This is a genomic window from Streptomyces sp. NPDC046900, from assembly GCF_040644975.1.
In the GTDB taxonomy this organism is placed as follows: Bacteria; Actinomycetota; Actinomycetes; order Streptomycetales; family Streptomycetaceae; genus Streptomyces.
The window spans coordinates 17,067-36,175 of the sequence record NZ_JBEYXD010000081.1 but is presented as its reverse complement, the minus strand read 5'-3'; the positions used below and the strand labels follow the sequence as shown (position 1 = coordinate 36,175).

Annotated in this window: 15 protein-coding genes; 8 read left to right on the top strand and 7 right to left on the bottom strand. The window is 72.4% G+C overall.

The genetic code is table 11. The features are described from left to right. Positions 1–94: 94 nt before the first annotated feature. The 3 genes from ABZ904_RS41085 to ABZ904_RS41075 all read right to left on the bottom strand — a co-directional run bounded on the left by ABZ904_RS41085 (position 95) and on the right by ABZ904_RS41075 (position 6,707). Positions 95–1,474 carry a M1 family metallopeptidase gene (locus tag ABZ904_RS41085; RefSeq protein WP_361829200.1) on the bottom strand — a complete coding sequence of 460 codons (1,380 nt, stop codon included), beginning with the start codon at positions 1,472–1,474 and terminating at the stop codon, positions 95–97. Between the two features lie 68 nt (positions 1,475–1,542). Further along, on the bottom strand, positions 1,543–5,427 hold the full coding sequence (locus tag ABZ904_RS41080; protein WP_359396174.1) for a Pls/PosA family non-ribosomal peptide synthetase: 3,885 nt from the start codon (positions 5,425–5,427) through the stop codon (positions 1,543–1,545). 314 nt (positions 5,428–5,741) lie between these two features. Then, positions 5,742–6,707 carry a pirin family protein gene (locus ABZ904_RS41075; protein WP_359396059.1) on the bottom strand — a complete coding sequence of 322 codons (966 nt, stop codon included), beginning with the start codon at positions 6,705–6,707 and terminating at the stop codon, positions 5,742–5,744. 168 nt (positions 6,708–6,875) lie between these two features. On the opposite strand from ABZ904_RS41075, the gene ABZ904_RS41070 reads away from it, so the two are divergent. The 3 genes from ABZ904_RS41070 to ABZ904_RS41060 all read left to right on the top strand — a co-directional run bounded on the left by ABZ904_RS41070 (position 6,876) and on the right by ABZ904_RS41060 (position 8,274). After that, positions 6,876–7,406 carry a MarR family transcriptional regulator gene (locus ABZ904_RS41070; protein ID WP_361829198.1) on the top strand — a complete coding sequence of 177 codons (531 nt, stop codon included), beginning with the start codon at positions 6,876–6,878 and terminating at the stop codon, positions 7,404–7,406. Next, complete coding sequence (locus ABZ904_RS41065; RefSeq protein ID WP_359396055.1) at positions 7,403–7,846, top strand: MarR family transcriptional regulator; 444 nt, start codon at positions 7,403–7,405, stop codon at positions 7,844–7,846. The genes ABZ904_RS41070 and ABZ904_RS41065 overlap by 4 nt, the downstream gene beginning before the upstream one ends. An 80-nt stretch (positions 7,847–7,926) precedes the next feature. Then, the gene (locus ABZ904_RS41060) at positions 7,927–8,274 is read left to right on the top strand and encodes a tetratricopeptide repeat protein (protein ID WP_361829196.1); all 348 of its coding nucleotides are present in this window, start codon (positions 7,927–7,929) and stop codon (positions 8,272–8,274) included. 214 nt (positions 8,275–8,488) lie between these two features. Here ABZ904_RS41060 and ABZ904_RS41055 read toward each other — a convergent pair whose 3' ends face one another. Next, entirely contained in the window at positions 8,489–9,976 is a 1,488-nt protein-coding gene (locus ABZ904_RS41055; protein WP_361829194.1) for an FG-GAP repeat protein, read from the bottom strand. A 319-nt stretch (positions 9,977–10,295) separates the two neighbouring features. Between ABZ904_RS41055 and ABZ904_RS41050 the strand changes: the two genes are divergently transcribed. Then, positions 10,296–10,958: a peptide deformylase gene (locus tag ABZ904_RS41050; protein WP_361829192.1), complete on the top strand. Its 663-nt coding sequence runs from the start codon at positions 10,296–10,298 to the stop codon at positions 10,956–10,958. Between the two features lie 138 nt (positions 10,959–11,096). Here ABZ904_RS41050 and ABZ904_RS41045 read toward each other — a convergent pair whose 3' ends face one another. Continuing rightward, positions 11,097–12,527, bottom strand: a complete 1,431-nt coding sequence (locus tag ABZ904_RS41045; RefSeq protein ID WP_361829190.1) for an NAD(P)/FAD-dependent oxidoreductase — start codon at positions 12,525–12,527, stop codon at positions 11,097–11,099. A gap of 120 nt (positions 12,528–12,647) precedes the next feature. Here ABZ904_RS41045 and trxA point away from each other — a divergent pair, with 120 nt between their 5' ends. Then, the gene (gene trxA / locus ABZ904_RS41040) at positions 12,648–13,034 is read left to right on the top strand and encodes a thioredoxin (protein ID WP_361829189.1); all 387 of its coding nucleotides are present in this window, start codon (positions 12,648–12,650) and stop codon (positions 13,032–13,034) included. Positions 13,035–13,037: 3 nt separating this feature from the next. Here trxA and ABZ904_RS41035 read toward each other — a convergent pair whose 3' ends face one another. Next, on the bottom strand, positions 13,038–14,471 hold the full coding sequence (locus tag ABZ904_RS41035) for an aldehyde dehydrogenase family protein (protein ID WP_359396042.1): 1,434 nt from the start codon (positions 14,469–14,471) through the stop codon (positions 13,038–13,040). A gap of 143 nt (positions 14,472–14,614) precedes the next feature. Beyond that, the gene (locus tag ABZ904_RS41030) at positions 14,615–15,649 is read right to left on the bottom strand and encodes a LacI family DNA-binding transcriptional regulator (protein ID WP_359396040.1); all 1,035 of its coding nucleotides are present in this window, start codon (positions 15,647–15,649) and stop codon (positions 14,615–14,617) included. A 158-nt stretch (positions 15,650–15,807) separates the two neighbouring features. Here ABZ904_RS41030 and ABZ904_RS41025 point away from each other — a divergent pair, with 158 nt between their 5' ends. The 3 genes from ABZ904_RS41025 to ABZ904_RS41015 all read left to right on the top strand — a co-directional run bounded on the left by ABZ904_RS41025 (position 15,808) and on the right by ABZ904_RS41015 (position 19,102). After that, positions 15,808–17,232: an amidase gene (locus ABZ904_RS41025; protein ID WP_361829186.1), complete on the top strand. Its 1,425-nt coding sequence runs from the start codon at positions 15,808–15,810 to the stop codon at positions 17,230–17,232. Between the two features lie 27 nt (positions 17,233–17,259). Next, positions 17,260–17,478, top strand: a complete 219-nt coding sequence (locus tag ABZ904_RS41020) for a hypothetical protein (protein ID WP_359396036.1) — start codon at positions 17,260–17,262, stop codon at positions 17,476–17,478. Between the two features lie 142 nt (positions 17,479–17,620). Next, positions 17,621–19,102, top strand: coding sequence for an SPFH domain-containing protein (locus ABZ904_RS41015; RefSeq protein WP_359396033.1), 1,482 nt, complete (start codon positions 17,621–17,623; stop codon positions 19,100–19,102). The last annotated feature ends 7 nt before the right edge of the window (positions 19,103–19,109 follow it).

The window sequence follows — 19,109 nt, the reverse complement described above, 5'->3', positions numbered from 1 at the left end:
GGGCCTGGCGCTGGCGGCCTTCGGCATGATCCGCGACACCACCGACGCTCGGCTCCTCAGGGGCCGAGCGGCGGCCGGTGACGTGCCCGTCGCCTCACACGGACCGTACGTTGGTCGGCGGATAGGACGGACGCCTCGGCATCGGGGCCGCGGCGACGGGCAGCGGCGGCAGCGCCTCCTGTTCCACCCACGCCGTGAACAGATCGTCCAGGGACCGGTCGGCGAACCGTGCGGCGTGCGTGGTGAAAGTGCTCGTCGTCACGGTCCCGCCCCGCTGCACGCCCGTCCAGCCGCGCAGCATCCGGAAGAACGTCTCGTCGCCCAGCGCGCAGCGCACCGCGTGCACCACGAGACCGCCGCGTTCGTAGAGGCGGTCGTCGAACATCCGCTTGCGGCCGGGATCGGACAACCGCAGGTCCTGCGGCTGCAAGGACAGCTTCCGGTGCGCGATCGCGGCGAGCTCAGCCGCAGTGCGGCCCCCGGACCGCTCCGACCAGAGCCATTCGGCGTACTTCGCGAAGCCCTCGTTCAGCCAGATGTGCCGCCAGTCGGCGATGGTCACGCTGTTGCCGAACCACTGGTGGGCGAGCTCGTGCGCCACCAGCCGTTCCGAGGTGCGGTGCCCGTCGACGTGGTTGGAGCCGAACAGCGACAGTCCCTGGGCCTCGACGGGGACGTCGAGCTCCTCCTCCGTCACCACCACCGCGTACTCGCCGAACGGGTACGGCCCGAAGAGTTCCTGGAACAGCTCCATCATGGCGGGCTGGCGCGCGAAGTCCCGGGAGAACTGCGGGAGCAGGTGCGCCGGGATGTACCCGTGCTGCGGCACTCCCTCCTCGCCCGGATCACCGAGCAGCACCGTCTGGTACTTGCCGATCGACAACCCGATCAGATAGCTGGAGGTCGGTGCCGGCTGCTCGTAGACCCAGGTGGTAGTGGACGCCTTCGTCGTACGGGTCAGCAGGCGCCCGCCCGCGACCACCGCGTACGCCGACGGCGTGGTGACCGATATCTGGTAAGCGGCCTTGTCCGCCGGACGGTCGTTGCAGGGATACCACGAGGGCGCCCCGACCGGCTGACTCGCCACCAGCGCCCCGTCCTCCAGCTCCTCCCAGCCGATCCCGCCCCAGGGGCTGGTGACCGGTTTCGGGTTGCCCGACCAGTGCACTTCGACCGTGAACGCGGCACCCGCCCTGATCGGCTTCGGCGGACGGATCCGCAGCCGGCCACCGCGGTGCGAGTAGTGCGGCGCCCGCCCGTCGACCCGGATCCGGCCGATCCGGAAGTCCGCCAGATTGAGCTGGAACTCGGTGATCGGGGCCGGGCCCGCTATGGCGCCCAGCCGGGCCGACCCCGCGAGCCGGTTGGGGCCCGGACGGTAGTCCAGCGTGAGCTCATAGCGGTGTACCCGGTAGCGGGAATCCCCGTTGGCGGGGAAGTACGGATCCGCTTCCACCTTCTGCTGCGAACTCACTGGTGCGTCTGCTCCCTGCGCTGTGCTCGTTCGTCCTGCCGGTGCCCTGCCCTCCGGTCCGAAACGAGTCACGCCGCTCGCTTCCGGGGACGCCACGCCTCGATCGGGTTGCCCAGCCAGCGGGTGCCGTCGGGAACGGACTCCGCGGCCATGACGAGCGAGGCGGGACCCAGCGTGGTGCGGGCCCCGACCGTGCTGCCGGGCAGGACGATTCCGCCAGGACCCAGAGTCGCGCCCTCACGGAGGACCACAGTATCCGTCCGCAGGATTCGGTCATGGAAGAGGTGTGTCTGCAGCACACAGCCTCGGTTGACCGTGGCCGCGTCCTCCAGCGTCACGAGGTCCGTCTCCGGCAGCCAGTGGCTCTCCACCCACACCCCGCGGCCGATGCGGGCGCCGAGGCCACGCAGCCACAGGGTCATCAGCGGCGTGCCGGGCACCGCCCCGGCCAGCCACGGCACGGCCACGGACTCGACGAACGTGTCCGCCAGCTCATTACGCCACACGAACGAGCTCCACAGCGGGTGCTCACCCCTGTGGTGCCGTCCCACGAGCAGCCACTTCGCCACCACGGACACCACACCGGCCGCGAGCCCGGCACCCAGCAGGACGACCCCGCACAGCGACCAGGCCCAGCCGCCCAGCGCGCTGAGCGCCGCGGCCGTGAGCAGGACGAGCCCGGCCGAGCAGAACACGGGCACGAGCCGGCACAGCTCCACCAGTCCGCGGGCCCACAGCAGCCGGGCCGGCGGCTCGTAGGTACGGCTCTGGTCGCCCCCGGCGGCCGCGCGGGGCAGCTTCACCGGTGGCAGCCCCAGGTACGAGCTGCCCTTCTTCGCCTTCTTCGGTGTCGCGGAGAGCACTCCGACCAGCCCGTCGTCCGGCACGCTGCGGCCCGGCGCGGTCATCCCGGAGTTGCCGAGGAACGCCCGCCGCCCGATCTCCGCGCGCCCGATCCGCACCCAGCCGCCGCCCAGCTCGTACGGGGCGGTGAGTGTGTCGTCCGCCAGGAACGCCCCGTCGCCGACGGTGGTCAGACTCGGCAGCGCCAGCACGGTGGACACCTCGGCGCCCCGGCCGATGCGCATGCCGAGCAGCCGCAGCCACACGGGCGTGATCAGCCCGGCGTACAGCGGGAACAGGGTCTCTCGCGAACGGTCCATCAGCTGGGTGACGGTCCAGGCCTGCCAGCCGGTGCGGCCGTACGCGGGGTGCGTTCCCTCACGCAGCCCGAGGCTCGTCAACCGCACGGCGATCAAGATCAGCAGCGCGTACGTCAGCCCGTAGGCGAGTGTCGCCGGGACGAGCGCCACGGCGGCCCCCCGCAGGGCCGCGCCGAGTCCGGCGGCCGGGTCCACGAACGGGTGTGCCACGAGGAGTGCGGCCGCCCCCGCCGGAACCGGGAGGGCGGTCAGCGCGGAGCCGCTGACGCCGTACATCGCCCGCCACCAGACGCTGCGCCCGGGCCGCTCCTTGGGCCAGTTGCGTTTGGCCTTGCCGAGTTTGACGGCGGGTGCGCCCGCCCAGCGCTGACCGGTCGGGATCTGGCCCGTGACGGCCGAGCCGGGCGCCACCTCGGCCCGCTTGCCGACCCGTGCGCCCGGGAAGAGCATGCTGCGCGTGCCGACCACGGCGTGCGCGCCCACCTTGACCGGGCCGATCTCCAGCCGGTCGCCGTCCAGCCAGTAGCCCGCCAGATCCACCTCGGACTCGACGGCTGCTCCCCGGCCCAGCTTGAGCATGCCGGTCACCGGCGGCAGCGAGTGCAGGTCCACGTCAGGGCCGACCTTGGCGCCGAGCGCCCGCGCGTAGCGCTCCAGCCACGAGCCCGTCAGCGAGGTCGCCCCACTGAAGTCGGCGAGCCGTTCCGCCGCCCACAACCGCAGATGTACACCCCCGCCGCGCAAGTAGCGGCCGGGCTTGACGCCCCGCAGGAGCAGCCGGGCCCCGCCCGCGCCGATGGCGAGCCGCCCCGGCGCGCTGTGGAACAACACTGCCCCGGCGGCCACGGCCCACCACGAGGTCACCGGCGCCCACGGATACGGACCGAACCAGTGAAGCACGTTCCCGAGTGCGGCCAGGGCCACGGTCCAGCGCAGCCCGAACACCGTGAACAGGGGGACCAGCAGGAGGATTTGCAGGATCCTGGCGCGCAGGGGCACCGGGGCGATCACACGCTCCGCGGCGTCGTCCTGCGCCGACTCCTCCAGATGACGGGCGAGCTTGCGCAGCGTCGGGTGCTGGTAGATGTCGAGGACGGCCGCGGTCGGGTAGCGGGTGCGCAGCCGGGTGGTGAGCTGTGCGGCGGCGAGGCTGCCGCCGCCGATCGCGAAGAAGTCGTCGGACGCGTCGGCCACCGGGATGCCGAGGACCTCGGTCCACTGCTCGGCCAGCCACGCCTCGGTGCCGTACAGCTGGGCGAAGGGACCCTCCTGGCCCTCCAGCGGCCAGGGCAGCGCGTTCCGGTCGACCTTGCCGGACGTGCGGGTCGGCAGTTCGCCGACGGGCGCGAGCAGCGGGACCAGGGCCGCGGGCAGTTCGGCACGCAGTTTCTCGACCGCGGCCGAGTGGTCCCACCCCTCCTGGGTGACGATGTATCCGACGAGGAGCTGGTTGCCGCTGCGCGCGGTCCGTACGGCGGCTGCTGCGCCGGCCACGCCGGGCAGGGCCTGCAGCGCGGCGTCCACCTCGCCGAGTTCGATCCGCCGCCCGCCGAGCTTGATCTGCTCGTCGGCGCGCCCGAGGAAGACCAGCCCCTCGGGCTCGGCCAGCACGAGGTCCCCGCTGCGATAGGCGCGCTCCCAGCCGAGGGACTCGAGAGGCGCGTACTTCTCCGCGTCCTTCTCGGCGTCGAGGTACCGGGCGAGCCCGGTACCGCCGATCACCAGCTGACCGCTCTCGCCCATCGCCACCGGCTGCTCGGAGTCGTCCACGACGGCCAGTTCCCAGCCGTTCAGCGGCAGTCCGATCCGGATCGGCTCCTCGCCGGTGAGCAGTGAGGCGCAGGCCACCACGGTCGCCTCGGTGGGCCCGTAGGTGTTCCAGACCTCGCGTCCCTCGGTGACCAGCCGCTGCGCCAGTTCGGGCGGGCAGGCCTCGCCGCCGAAGATCAGCAGGCGGACGTCGTTCAGGGTCTCGGGTTCCCAGAGCGCGGCCAGGGTCGGGACGGTCGAGACGACGGTGATCTCCTGCTCGACGAGCCACGGACCGAGGTCGGCCCCACTCCTGACCCGCGAGCGCGGCACGGGTACCAGGCAGGCCCCGTACCGCCAGGCCAGCCACATCTCCTCGCAGGAGGCGTCGAAGGCCACGGACAGGCCCGCCATGACCCGGTCGCCGGGCCCGATCGGCTCCTCCGCCAGGAACAGGTCCGCCTCGGCGTCCACGAACGCCGCGGCGCTGCGGTGGGTGACGGCGACGCCCTTGGGCTTGCCGGTGGAGCCGGATGTGAAGATGATCCAGGCGTCGTGCTCGGCGCCCGGGCGGGCGGCGGGGATGTCGGACGCGCTGTGGACGGTGATCTGGTGCCCGGCGCCGACGACCGCGCGCACCTGTGCCTCCCCGAACACCAGCTCGGCCCGCTCGTCCGGATCCTCGGCGTCCACCGGAACGTAGGCGGCGCCCGCCGCGAGCACGCCCAGGATCGCCACATACAGGTCGTTGGTGCCGGACGGCACGCGCACGCCGACCCGGTCGCCGAGGCCGACGCCCGCGCCGGCCAGGCGCCGCCGCAGGGCCTCCACCTCGAGGGCCAGGGCGCGGTAGGTCAGGCAGCGGTGGCCGTCGTCGAGGGCCGGCTCGTCGGGGTGCGCCCGTACCGAGGCGTCGAGGACGTCCACGAGCGTCCGCGGCGAGGCGGCGGGGGCGGCGCCGAAGCGCGCGCGGTCGCCGAACTCTGCGTGCATCTCCTGGTCGGACAGCGCACGTGCGGGGCCTTGCTGGAGGGCTGCCATCGGGTCCTCACGGTCGTACCCGGAGTGCTCCGGGGCGCTGGTGGGCCCGCAGGGACGCCTGGGGATCTTCCGGTCCAGCTCCAAACAAGCGGACGATTTTAATACGAGGATGGACACGGACTGTTCCGCCCGCCCTTCGAGGGCCTGCCAGGAGCACCCGGAAGGGGTAATTCCGATGCGCTGACATGCGGATATGTCACTGTGACGAGATATGCCCCACATGAGCCCGGGAGGCCTCGGCAAGCGTCGACACCCCTCGGGTACGGCACGCTCCCCTGACCCTTCGTAGAGCCATCACCCAGCCCGTCACCCGGTCAGCGCGCCCTGCCCCGCGGCTTCAGCGGCACGGGCGGCAGGTCCGGCGCGGGCAGCGGGTCACCGTCGTACCCCTTCACCTCGCCGAACCGCGAACCCGTCGTCCAGTCGGTCCGGGCCTGCGCGATGTCCTCCTGCGTCCGGCCGATGAAGTTCCACCACATGATCAGCTCTTCCTCGAACGGCTCGCCGCCCAGGAGCATCAGGCTCGCGTCCGACTCCGCGCGCAGGGGGAGTTCGACGCGGCCGCAACCCAGGTAGAGCATCGACCCGGGCAGCACCGGGACGCCGTCGACATGGGCCTCGCCGGACATCGACAGGACCGCGTACTCGAAGTCCGCCTCCAGCGGGAGGCGTACGTCGGCACCGCGCGTCAGGGTCAGGTCGGCGCCAACGACGGGCGTGTACGTCGTACCGGGCGACGCCACTCCGGCCAGCTCGCCCAGGATCAGCGTGGCGTCGAGGCCGGGTGCGGTCACCTCGGGCAGGTCGGGGTGGTACTCGAAGCGCGGCTCGGTGTGCCGGTGGCTGTCCGGCAGGGCGACCCACAGCTGCGCACCGTGCAGGAAGCGTGCGTGCGGCTTCGGGCTCTCCTCGGAGTGGCTGATGGCCCGGCCCGACGTCATCAGTCCCAACTGGCGCGGCCGGATGGTCTGCAGACTGCCCGTCGAGTCGCGGTGCAGCACCTCGCCCTCGTGCAGCCAGCTCACCGTCTGCAGCCCCATGTGCGGATGGGGCGGGACCTGCATCCCGGGCTCGTCGGCGATGTCGTCCGGGCCGTAGTGATCGACGAAGCACCACGCCCCCACCATGCGCCGGCCCAGGTTGGGCAGCAGGCGGCGGACTTCCGTGGACTCGCCGAGCCGGACCCGGCGCGGGCTGAGAAGCTCACGCACCGGCTCCGCCACCACGAACCCGCGGCCACCGCACACGGCGGGCACCGCTTCGCGATCGACATTGCTCATGCCGCACAACCTAGCCCCGCGCACAGGCCCGCGTCAGGCCATCCACGCGCGCTTGAGGGCGCTCTTGAATCGAACGTGGCGCCAGGTTGACGGTGCGGAGATCCCGGATCGGATGTACATCCCGTGCGATAGTAGCCAAGGCGATAGTAGCCATGTACAGTATGGACCGTGAATGCGACTCCCCAGGGCGCGACGCCCGGATTCCTCGTCTGGCGGCTCTCGACGAAGTGGCGCGTGGCCGTCGACCGGGTCGTGGCACCCCTGGGCCTGACACATGCTCAGTACGCGCTGGTCGCGACGCTGTTCGGCATGCACCGCGCCGGGCGGCGGCCCAGCCAGCGGCAGCTCGCCGACCACACCGGCCTCGAAGCGCTGTACGTCTCCAAACTGGCCCGCACCCTGGAAGCCGCCGGTCTCGTCGACCGCGTCAGGGACCCGGCGGACCCCCGGGCCGTGCAGCTCTCGCTCACCGCACACGGGCGGGATGTCGCCCGTCAGGCGATCGAGGTGGTCCAGCGGCTGCACGAACAGTTCCTCCAGCCCCTGGGCGGCCGCGACAGCGCCCGCACCGAGGACTTCGTACAGGCGCTGCGGATCCTGCTCGACGCACCGCTCGACCCGTCGGCCGCCGGGGGCGGCGCCGACAGCCCCGGTCCGCAGCACACCGAAGGCAACGACAGCGAACAGGAGCAGTCATGACCAACCCCACTCCCGTCGTCAACAGCCAGCTCATAGGTCTCACGCACTACGCCGCCCGCGCACTGCTGGAGCGTGTCCTCGCCCGCACCGGCACCACGTTCACCCAGTCGTCGGTGCTGCGGACCCTCGCGAACGACGGCGGGCGGCTGGAGCGTGCCTCTCTCGTCGCCCTGGTGGTCGGCTCCCTCAAGATCGTGGACGAGCAGTCGGTCCGGTCCGACATCGAGGAGCTCGTCGCCGGCCGGGCGCTGGAGGCTTCCTCCGGCGACCAGGTGTCACTCACGGACAGCGGCCGGGAGCTGATCGAGAGCATCCAGTCCGCCGGCGGGGAGATCGCCTCCCGGCTCTACGCGGACCTCCCCCGGGAGGACCTGGAGGCCGGCGGGCGCGTGCTGACCGTGATCCTCGAGCGCGCGAACGCCGAGCTGGCCGTCGCATAACCGCCGGTTCGGCCCCTCACTCCAGGTCGTGGAATATTCAACGATCAGGGTCCGTTGTCGACGCCGTAAGGAGGTCTTGAGTGGAGACGACGTACTACGACCACGGAGCGCCCGCCGAGCGCTGGGAGCGCGCGCAGATGTTCTTCGACGCCAAGGACTACTACGCGGCGGCGCGGGTCCTGGAGGGACTGGTCGACGAGGTTCCGGAGCAGACGGGGCCGCGGCTGCTGCTGGCGCGTGCCTACTACCACTCGGCCCAACTGCGCCGCGCCGAGGCCGAGTTGAACGTCATCGTGGAGCGCGACCCGGTGGAGCACTACGCCCGGCTGCTGCTGGGGCGCACCCTCCAGCGCCAGGGTCGCGACAGCGAGGCCGAGCCGCACCTGCGTCTCGCCTCGGCGCTCTCGGGCGACTTCGCCGAGGCGTGAGCCCCGGCACCGCACCCGCACATCGACGGCCCGTGCCCGGTTCTCTCGGGCACGGGCCGTCCTGCGTGCACAGGGTCTCCTGGCCCCACCGGCTCGTCGCCGTGTGCAGGCTGAGGACCATGGGCCGCGGCGGTCCCGATCCGCGGCCCTCGAGTCCCGCCTGATGGCGAGATGCCGCGAAGACCGGAGGGGCCGTGAAACCGCGGCGCGACGGCTACGGGGCGAAGGTCTCGCCGACGCGGGCGTCCGAGGACGGGGCACCGAGGGTGGCGCCGTTGAACCACCACGAGCCGCTGGTGGCCAGACCGCTGCCGGTCCCGGAGAGGACCCAGGCGCCGCCGTCGTTCGTGTCCTCACCGGGGGCGCCGGCGACCAGGCCGGCCTTTCCGTTGCGATCGGGGTCGATGAGGCGGAGGGCGCTGCCGAACTGGTCGGCCTTCTCGGCGGCGCCGGGGACGGACGAGATGTCCTGACTGATGGTCTTGCTTCCGGTGGCGGTCAGGCCGGTGGCCGAGCCGCGCATGACCCAGACGGTGCCCGCGTCGGTGGCGCCGCCGACGTCGTTGCCAGGTGCGCCGATCGTGGCATCGGCGTAGCCGTCGCCGTCGATGTCACCGACGCCGACAGCGCCGCCGAAGCGGTCGCCGAACTGCTCGGTGCCGGGGACACCGGGTGAATTCTGTGTCCAGACCTGGAAGTCAGGGCCGGTGTTGGCAAGGCCGTCGGGTCCACCGAGGTGGACGCGGACCGCGCCGCCGTCGAGCAGGACGCCGTTCAGCTCGTCGCGGTCGGCGGGCGACCCCACGACGAGGTCGGTGTAGCCGTCCTTGTCGATGTCGCCGGACGCACCTGTCGCGCCCCCGGTCACGTAGCCGCCCCACGCCAGTCCGTCGGGGCCGCCGCGCAGATACCGGGCCGCACCGTGCGACTCGACGGGGTAGAGGCTCTCTTCGATGATCTGGGTGCCGAGCACGACCAGGTCGTCGGCACCGTCCTTGTCGTAGTCGCCCGAAGTCAGGCCTGCGGGCCTGTAGTCCTCTTCCCACGACCAGGAGGAGCGGTCCGCCGGGGCCAGATGCCTGACGCCAGCCGTGACGTCGCTGTGGTAGGTCCACACATCGCCGCCGGTCATGACGGCGAGCTGGGTGCCGGAGCCGGTGAACCGGCCGGTGGCCAGGCCCATGGCGAAACGGCCCTGCGCCGTCGGGCCGTCGTCCTGGAGCCAGAGGCTGTCCGCGCCGTGCAGCCCGGTCCTGGAGCCGAACAGCACGGTCGCGGCGCCCGCGTTCGTGGCCGCGCCGATGTCCTTGCCGGGGATTCCGACGACGAGATCGGCATAGCCGTCGCCGTCCAGGTCACCGGACGCGGTCGACTTGCCGAAGTTGTCGTCGGCCTGGGCGAGACCTTGTATGCCGGGGGTGCTCAGACTGAACGTCGCCCTCCGCGCGGCGGAGATACCGCCGGCCGAGCCGTACAGGACGGCGATGTACCCGGCGCCCTTCTTGGTGCTGACGGTGCCGCCGGGAGCGGAGACGACGAGGTCGGGGTAGCCGTCGCCGTTGAAGTCGTCGTGGGCCACGGCCGCGGGCGCGGCGGTGGCGAACGGTGTCGTCGCGGTGATCGTGGCGCCGATCGTCAGCAGTACGGCCGCTGCGGCCGTGGCGGATGTCCGGCTTCTTCCGGTGAGTCGCTTGCTACGCACGTAAGGGCTCCTGAGCTGAGGGATTCCCGTCCTGGTGGCGACCCGACAGGCAGTCGGATTGCGGGCAGCCTGCGAATGGCAGGGTCTCGGGAGGACGGCCCACCCTGAAGGGGCCACACGGCTCCACGCGGCCCGCGACGATGCGGAACGTTGCCACCATCACGATGCGTCCCCCCGACCGATGGAAACGCAGCCCTGCGCCCGACGCCTTCTCGCGTCGAGGCACAAGAACCGTTGCCCCCCACTACGGCGGCTCCGAACGTGAGACTCCTTCGGTCGCCCGACGGTTGTACGCACCGTCGCCTGCGAAGATCGGAGGATGACACCCGAAGTCGACCGCACCCACCCGCATGACCGCCCGGTCGCCGAGCGGGTCGAGGAACTCCTCGCCGCCGGTGGCCCGTTGCCGATCGTCGCCGTCGGCCATCCGGTGCTGCGCCTTGGCGCCGAGCCCTTCCACGGGCAGTTGCCACCCGCGCTCCTCGCCCGCTTCATCGAGGCTCTGCGCGAGACGATGCACGCGGCGCCCGGGGTCGGGCTCGCCGCGCCACAGGTCGGAGTGCCGTTGCGCATCGCGGTCGTCGAGGATCCGGCACCCGTGCCCGAGGAGGTCCGGCTCGCGCGCGGACGGGTGCCGCAGCCCTTCCGGGTGCTCGTCAACCCGTCGTACGAGGCCGTCGGCACCGGACGTGCGGCTTTCTTCGAGGGCTGCCTGAGCATTCCGGGCTGGCAGGCCGTGGTGGCCCGGCACGCCCGGGTACGGCTGCGGGCGCTGGACGAGCACGGGGCCGCGGTGGACGAGGAGTTCTCGGGCTGGCCGGCGCGCATCGTCCAGCACGAGACAGACCATCTGGACGGCACGCTCTATCTGGACCGTGCGGAGCCCCGCTCGCTGTCGTCCAACGAGGCGGTGGCGGCACGCTGGGCGCAGCCGACGCCCGAACGGGCCGCGGCGGAACTGGGTTTCACCCTGCCCGGCTGAGCCGGCCCACGACGAGAACGGCGCCCGCGGCGTACTTCATGGGCCGCGGCCGCCTTTCCTCTCAAGGGTGTCGGGATGACCCCACCGGCGGCCGTTCGGGCGGTCACCGCTCCCTGGGCCGGGTGGTTCCCGTCGGCGTCACCCCCGGTACGCCTCCAGCAGGCGGAGCCACACCTCACTGATCGTCGGGTACGACGGCACCGCATGCCACAGACGGTCGACCGGCACCTCGCCGGCCACCGCGATGCTCGCGGAGTGGATCAGTTCACCGACGCCGGGGCCGACGAACGTGACGCCGACCAGGGTCTCGCTGTCCAGGTCGACGATCATGCGGGCGCGCCCGCGGTAGCCGTCGGCGTACAGGCCCGCCCCGGCCACCGACGACAGTTCGACGTCGACGGCGCGGACCCGGCGGCTCGCCTGCTCCGCCTCGGCCAGGGACAGGCCCACGGCGGCCGCCTCCGGGTCGGTGAAGACGACCTGCGGGACCGCCGCGTGGTCGGCGGTCGCGGAATGAGCGCCCCAGGCGTCGGTCTCCAGCAGCGGGACGCCCGCCGCGCGCGCCGCGATGGCCGCACCCGCGATGCGCGCCTGGTACTTGCCCTGGTGGGTGAGGAGCGCACGGTGGTTGACGTCGCCCACCGCGTACAGCCACTCACTGTCCGTCACCCGGAGCGTGTCGTCGACCTGCAGCCAGGAGCCGGGTTCCAGGCCGATGGTCTCCAGGCCGATGTCCTCGGTCCGCGGGGCACGGCCGGTGGCGAAGAGGATCTCGTCGGCCTCGAGACGGTCGCCGGCGTCCGTGACGACCACCAGGGTGCCGCCCTCGCGCCGCACCGACTCCACCGAGGTGCCGGTGCGCACGTCCACACCGGCCTCCGCGAGCGACTGGGCGACCAGTTCGCCGGCGAAGGGCTCCATGCGGGGCAGCAGGCCCTTGCCGCGGACCAGCACGGTCACCTCGGAGCCGAGGGCCTGCCACGCCGTGGCCATCTCGGTGGCGACCACTCCGCCGCCCACGACGATCAGCCGGCCGGGCGCGGCCTTCGCGCTCGTCGCCTCGCGGCTCGTCCAGGGGTTCACCTCGGCGACGCCCGGCAGGTCGGGCAGCAGGGCCCGGCTTCCGGTGCACACGGCGACCGCGTGCCGGGCGGTGAGCACCTTCTGCTCGCCGTCCGGCCAGGTCACCGTGACCGTGCGGGGCCCGGCGAGGCGCCCCTGGCCCCGGTACAGGTCGGCACCGATGCCCTCCAGCCAGGCGACCTGGCCGTCGTCCTTCCAGTTCGAGGTCTCGTAGTCGCGGTGGGCCAGGACCGCGGGCGCGTCGAGGGGACCTGCGGCGAGCGGGGCGAGGCCGGGGACGCGGCGGGCGTCGGCGCGGGCGATGACCGGGCGCAGCAGGGCCTTACTGGGCATGCACGCCCAGTACGAGCATTCGCCGCCGACCAGTTCGCTCTCCACGACCGCGGTGGAGAGGCCGGCCGCACGCGTGCGGTCGGCGACGTTCTCCCCCACGGGCCCGGCACCGAGCACCACTACGTCGTAGGCGATGGATTCCGTTTCCGTCATGGGCCCAGTGTGGTTGTTGGTGTGCGCCGTGGCCACATGGGTACGCGCGCGGAATACATGCCCCCGTGTCGCCGTTGTGGACAGCGGCTCAGCCCCGACACCAGGAAGAGGGAAATCGCGATGAGCAGCACTGTGGAGCTCACCAAGGAGAACTTCGACCAGACGGTCCAGGACAACGACTTCGTCCTGATCGACTTCTGGGCGTCCTGGTGCGGGCCGTGCGGTCAGTTCGCCCCCGTCTACGAGAAGGCGGCGACGGACAACCCGGACCTGGTGTTCGGCAAGGTGGACACCGAGGCGCAGCCCGAGCTGGCGGCGGCCTTCGGCATCCAGTCGATCCCGACGCTGATGATCGTCCGCGACCGGGTCGCGGTGTTCGCTCAGCCGGGCGCCCTGCCGCAGGCCGCCCTCGACGACGTCATCGGGCAGGCCCGCAAGCTGGACATGGACGAGGTCCGCAAGGCGGTCGCCGCGCAGCAGGCGAACGCCGAGCAGAACGGGGAGTGACCCCTAGAAGGGGTACCTCGCCACCTCACGGCGTACCGTCGTCCAGCGCAGTTCGGTGAAGGCCGCCAGATCGGCCTCGCCGCCGAGGCGGGCGCCGGTACCGGATGCTGCGATGCCACCGAACGGGGCGACCGCCTCTTCGTTGACGGTCTGGTCGTTGATGTGGGCGGTGCCCGTGGGGATGCGCTCGGCCAGTTCGAGGCCGCGCGCGGTGTCCCGGGTGACGATTCCCAGGGAGAGGCCGTAGGGTCCCGCGGACGCGAGGACGGCGGCCTCTTCCGGTGTGTGGAAGGGGCGCACGGGCGCGACCGGCCCGAAGACCTCTTCCGTGTAGGCGGGTGTGGAGTCGCCGGCGCCCGCCAGCACCGTCGGCCGGTAGAACAGGCCGCGGTGGGTGCCGCCCGCCGCGAGCTGCGCACCGCGAGCCCGGCTCGCCTCGACCAGGCCCTGGACGCGCTCCAGTTGGGCGCGGTCGATGAGCGGGCCGAGATGCACCTGTTCGCGGTACGGGTCCCCGACGACAAGGAAGTCGGCGCGGGCCGCTAGCCGCTCGACGTACTCGTCGTACAGCGAGGTGTGAACGAGGTGGCGGCCCGTCGTCATGCAGCTCTGGCCCTGGTGGAAGAACGATCCCCAGGCAGCCGTGGCGATCACGGCGTCGAGGTCGGCGTCCTCCAGGACGATCAGCGCCGAGTTGCCCCCGAGTTCCAGGTGGACGCGCTTCAGATGGCGTCCGGCGGCCTCCGCGACGGCGCGGCCCGATGCGGTCGACCCGGTGAAGGAGATCACCGGGATACGGGGGTCGGCGACCATTTCCTGACCCACATCGCGTCCACCGGGAAGCACGTGCAGCAGGTCCTCGGGCAGCCCGGCCTCGGCGAGGACGGCCCCCAGCGACTGGCCGCCGCAGACGGCGGTGCGGGGGTCCGGCTTGAGCACGACGGCGTTGCCCAGCGCGAGTGCCGGTGCGACGGAACGGACGGCGAGGAGCAGCGGGAAGTCGAACGGCGCGATCACGCCCACCACTCCGACGGGGACCCGCCGGGTGTACGACAGCCGGGGCGCCTCGGACGGCAGGACCCGGCCCGTGGGGCGGGAGGCCAGCGCCGCTGCCTCATAGCACTCCTGCGCGGCGACGTGCAGCTCGAGGGCCGCCTTGTCCGGGACCGAACCGGACTCGCGGACGATCCAGTCGCGCAGTTCTCCGGAGTCCGCGGCGAACAGGTCACCCGCTCTGCGGAGCACGGCGGCGCGGACGGAGTGCGGGGCGTCGGCCCAGGACCGCTGGGCCGTACGGGCGAGGCCGGCCACGGACTCGACGTCCTGTTCGGACGCGAGGGTCACGGTGGCGAGCGTGTCACCCGTGGCGGGCTCGGTGACGGCGTACTCGGCGCCGGTCAGCCGGTGGGGCTGCCAGGTCTGGGGGTCGAGCGGCATCACGGCTCTCCCATCGGTCACCGGGCGGGACTGCGGCACCAACGGAGTCCCGTGCCAGGGGCGGCCGGCTCGGGAACCCGGCGACGGCCCGGCGGGTCCGCCGCCGGTCGCTGCCACCGCGACCGTATGCCACGCGTCGATGGTCAGCTGGATTCCCGGTGCACGACGCGCGCCCCGAGCACCTCGTGCACCTCCGGCACACTCCCAGGATCGCGCACGACCCGGTCGACCAGCTCGGCGAGATGGTGTCCGGACGGCAGTTCGATATGGACCGTGCTCAGCCGGGGCCGCAGCAGCCGCCCCAGCATCAGGTCGTCCGCGCCCACCACGGCCGTCTCCGCAGGGATGTCCACGCCCTCGTCCTGCAGCGCGCGCATCAGCAGCATCGCGTACTCGTCGTTGTACGCGAACACGGCGTCCAGGCCCAGCGAACGCCACCGCGCGGCGAGCCCGGCGGCCGCCTCCTCCTCGTAGGCGAGCGGCAGCTCGGTGACGGTCGCCCCGGTGCCCCGCAGAGCCCTGCGGACCCCGTCCAGCCGTGCCTTGGAGAAGAACTCGAGACCCGGCTCCCGCGGGACGACCACCCCGACGCGGCGGCGTCCCCCGGCCAGCAGGTGAACCCCTGCGCTGTGGCCGACCCCACCGTGGTCCAGGAGCAGCGCGTGGGCGCCCTCGACGGGTTCGGGGCCGAGGGTGACGACGGCGCGTGCGCCGGAGCGCTTGAGGACGCGCACACCCCGGGGGCCGAGGCCGCCACCGGGCACGATGACGGCGACGGGCCGCAGTTCGGCCCACGCCCTGGCGGCCTCGTCGCCGCCCAGGCCGACGCTGCCGTACTGGACCACCGTGTAGTCGAAATGGCTGAGGGCCCACTGCAGTTCGTTGAAGAACTGGCTGTAGAGCGGGCCCACGGGCACGTTCGGGGAGGGCATGAGCACCATCCGGCTGTGCCCGGCGCGCAGGCTGCGGGCGGCGGCGTGCGGAACGTACCCCAGCTCCTCGGCGGCCTCGTGCACACGGCGGCGTGTCGGTTCGCTGATGCGTACGGCGCTGGTGTTGTTCAGGACGTACGAGACGGTGGCCCGGGAGACACCGGCCAGTCGCGCCACATCGGCGCTCGTCGGCGCGGCGGACGGCACGGGCGACGACGGGACGGGCTGTTCCGGTATCTGCACCATGAGGCACGCATCCTTGCAGAACGGCTGCGGGCGACCGCTTCCAGGGGGCGAAACGGGCTACAACATCCGTCCCCGCAAGGGAAGTTGCACGTTTCCGCCCGAGTGACGCAGTGACAGGTTACCGTTCGGTAGACCATGGACTCGCGGAGGTGTCCCGTATGGCTTCCGACCGTACTGACGGGCTGGCCGCAAGCGCCCGCGCGCTCGCCGCGGGCGAGGTGACCTCCCGTGAGCTGGTGGAGCGCGCGCTCGACCGGATCGCGGCGGCACAGCCCTCGGTCAACGCCTTCCGGCTGGTGCGCGGCGAGGCCGCGCCGGCCGAGGCCGAGGCGGCCGACAAGCAACTGGCGGCCGGGGTGCGGCGACCGCTGCTCGGCGTGCCGGTGGCCGTCAAGGACGACATGGACGTGGCGGGCGCGCCGACCGCGTTCGGTTGCCCGGGCGAGTTCCCGCCGATGGCCGAGGACAGCGAAGCGGTGCGGCGACTGCGGGCGGCCGGGGCCGTGATCGTCGGCAAGACCAACACCTGTGAGCTGGGGCAGTGGCCCTTCACCGAGGGGCCGGCCTTCGGCGCCACCCGCAACCCCTGGCACCTCGGCCATACCCCGGGCGGTTCCTCCGGCGGTTCCGCGGCGGCGGTGTCGGCCGGCCTGGTGCCGGCGGCGCTGGGCTCGGACGGCGCCGGGTCGATCCGCATCCCGGCCGCCTGGACGCATCTGGTCGGCATCAAGCCGCAGCGCGGCCGGATCTCGACCTGGCCCCGCCCCGAGTCGTTCCACGGCATCACGGTCAACGGCACACTCGCCCGTACGGTCGCGGACGCGGCGTTGCTCCTGGACGCGGCGAGCGGCAACCACGACGGCGATCTGCACCGCCCGCAGGCGCTCGACGTCTCGGCCGCGGTGGGGCGCGACCCGGGCCGGCTGCGCATCGCGCTCTCGCTGAAGGCGCCCTTCACCGCGCTGCCCACCCAACTCGACCCCCGCGTCCGGGAACGGGTCCGCGCGCTCGCCGAACGGCTCGCCGCGCTGGGCCACGTGGTCGAGGAGGCGGAGCCGCGCTACGGACAGATCGGGCTCGCCTTCGTGCCGCGTGCCACCGCGGGCATCGCCGAGCGGGTGCGGGACGTGCCGCACCCGGATCTGCTCGACCGGCGCACCCGGGACGCCGCCCGCCTGGGCAGGCTGCTCGGCGGGGCGCCGCTGCGCGTGGCACGCCGGGCAGAGGCGGCGCTGCACCGGCGTGTGGGGGCGCTCTTCGCCACGTACGACGTCATCCTCGCGCCGACGACCGCCGCTCCCCCGCCGCGTATCGGAACGCTCGCCCAGATGAACGGCTGGAACACCGACCGCGCGATGATCGCGGCCTGCCCGTATGCCTGGCCGTGGAACGTGCTGGGCTGGCCCGGCGTGAACGTCCCGGCGGGCTTCGTCGACGGAGGGCTGCCGGTGGGCGCCCAACTGCTCGGCCCGGCCGACAGCGAGCCGCTACTGGTGTCCCTGGCGGCCCAGTTGGAGGCGGACCTCGCATGGCACGAGTCGTGGCCGCCGTCCGAAGGCGCCCCGAACGCGCAGGCGGCGTAAGGCGCGTTCGGGCCGTACGCTGTGACCATGGACGATGCGTCGATGGTGGGCTTGATGGGGCGGGTCACCGGTACCGTCGGTCCCGGGCTGGTCGGCGAGGTGATCGTCCGTGTGCGCGGCGGCGCCGAGCACTTCCTCGCGTATCCAGCCGACGGGCGGGGCCGTCTCGAACCGGGCACGGTGGTGATGGTGGTGGACTACCTCCCGCCGCGGACCGTCTACGTCGAGGCCGCGTACGGCAGTTGAGCCCGTACGACCGCAACTGGAGCGGCGTGCCTGTCAAGAATGTGACAAGGATCCGTCAGCGTCTTCATTACGGTCTTGCGCAGGCGCACACTCCGTTCGTTCGGTGCCGAAACCCGGCACCAGGCAAAGGGGGCGTTTGCCGATGGTCATCGGCGTCGTCGCGGGGGCTGCCGTCCTCGTGCTGGTCTTCATCGTTGTGGTCTTCAGGCTCATGTGGCGTGTCGCGGAGCCCAACGAAGCGTTGATCATTTCCGGTTCGAAGCATCGGACCGAGGGTCTCGAGGAAGGAATGGGCTTTCGCATCGTCACGGGGCGCGGCACGCTGGTGCTGCCGGGTGTGCAGGCGGTGCGCAAGCTCTCGCTCGACCTCAACGAGACCGAACTGCACGTGGATTGCGTGACGCAGCAGGGCATTCCGCTGAAGGTGCGGGGTGTGGTCATCTTCAAGGTCGGCGACGACTTCGTGTCGGTCGCCAACGCGGCGCGGCGCTTCCTCGATCAGCAGAAGCTGATGTCGGAGCGGGTGCACAACGTGTTCGCGGGTCATCTGCGGTCCATCGTGGGCGGGTTGACGGTCGAGGACATGATCCGCGACCGGGAGAAGCTCACCGGTCAGACCCGGGCCGCCTGCGGCACGGAGATGGAGAAGCTCGGCTTGATCGTCGACTCGCTGCAGATCCATGAGATCGAGGACCCGACCGGCTACATCCAGAACCTCGCCATGCCGCACGCCGCGGCCGTGCAGCGGGACGCGCGCATCGCGCAGGCGGAGGCGAACCGGCTCGCCACCGAGGCGGAGCAGCAGTCCTACGCGCGGATGGCAGAGGCGACCCGGGACAGCGAGATCCTGCAGGCCGGTTACCAGGCCGAGCGCGACAAGGCGGCCGCCAAGGCACGGCAGGCCGGTCCGCTCGCCGACGCCGGGGCCCGGCAGGAGGTCGTGGTGCAGGAGACCCGGGTGGCCGAGCTGGAGGCGCAACGGCGCGAACAGCAGCTCCAGGCGGACGTGCGCAAGCCGGCGGACGCGAAGGCGTACGAGAAGCGCACGCTGGCGGAGGCCGAGCGTGACGCACGGATCTCGGCGGCGCAGGCCAAGGCGAAGGAGACCGAGCTGGCGGCGGCCGCCGAGGCGACCCGGGTCAAGACGGCCGCGGGCGCGGAGGCCGAGGCCACCAAGACGCGGGGTGCGGCCACGGCGGCGGCGACCCGTGCCACCGGTGAGGCGGAGGCTGCCGCCGCGCAGGCCAAGGGTCTGGCGGGGGCCGAGGCCACGAAGGCCCAGGGTCTCGCGGAGGCGGAGGCCATCAAGGCACGCGCCGCTGCCCTCGCGGAGAACCAGGAAGCCGTCGTGGCGCAGCAACTCGCCGAGAACTGGCCGGAGATCGTGCGGGCGGGCGCGTCCGCCTTCGGCAATGTCGACAACATGGTGCTGCTCAACGGCGCCGACGGCATGGCCGAGATGTTCGCCAAGGCGCTGACCATGGGCGGCACCGGTCTGGGCCTCGCGCGTCAGCTGCTGTCCTCCATGAACGGCAACGGGGCGCCGGCGGGCGGATCGGCGGGCCTCAACGGGGCGGTGGCGCCGCGCCCGGAGAAGGTCGTGGTCGAGAAGAACGAGGGCTAGTAGATTG

What these genes read in the sequence shown, in the direction of transcription:
- ABZ904_RS41030 (WP_359396040.1), bottom strand. Translation starts at nt 15,649, where the DNA reads ATGGTGCAGATACCGGAACAGCCCGTCCCGTCGTCGCCCGTGCCGTCC.
- ABZ904_RS41045 (WP_361829190.1), bottom strand. Translation starts at nt 12,527, where the DNA reads ATGACGGAAACGGAATCCATCGCCTACGACGTAGTGGTGCTCGGTGCC.
- ABZ904_RS41015 (WP_359396033.1), top strand. Translation starts at nt 17,621, where the DNA reads ATGGTCATCGGCGTCGTCGCGGGGGCTGCCGTCCTCGTGCTGGTCTTC.
- ABZ904_RS41020 (WP_359396036.1), top strand. Translation starts at nt 17,260, where the DNA reads ATGGACGATGCGTCGATGGTGGGCTTGATGGGGCGGGTCACCGGTACC.
- ABZ904_RS41025 (WP_361829186.1), top strand. Translation starts at nt 15,808, where the DNA reads ATGGCTTCCGACCGTACTGACGGGCTGGCCGCAAGCGCCCGCGCGCTC.
- trxA (WP_361829189.1), top strand. Translation starts at nt 12,648, where the DNA reads ATGAGCAGCACTGTGGAGCTCACCAAGGAGAACTTCGACCAGACGGTC.
- ABZ904_RS41075 (WP_359396059.1), bottom strand. Translation starts at nt 6,707, where the DNA reads ATGAGCAATGTCGATCGCGAAGCGGTGCCCGCCGTGTGCGGTGGCCGC.
- ABZ904_RS41065 (WP_359396055.1), top strand. Translation starts at nt 7,403, where the DNA reads ATGACCAACCCCACTCCCGTCGTCAACAGCCAGCTCATAGGTCTCACG.
- ABZ904_RS41080 (WP_359396174.1), bottom strand. Translation starts at nt 5,427, where the DNA reads ATGGCAGCCCTCCAGCAAGGCCCCGCACGTGCGCTGTCCGACCAGGAG.
- ABZ904_RS41050 (WP_361829192.1), top strand. Translation starts at nt 10,296, where the DNA reads ATGACACCCGAAGTCGACCGCACCCACCCGCATGACCGCCCGGTCGCC.
- ABZ904_RS41035 (WP_359396042.1), bottom strand. Translation starts at nt 14,471, where the DNA reads ATGCCGCTCGACCCCCAGACCTGGCAGCCCCACCGGCTGACCGGCGCC.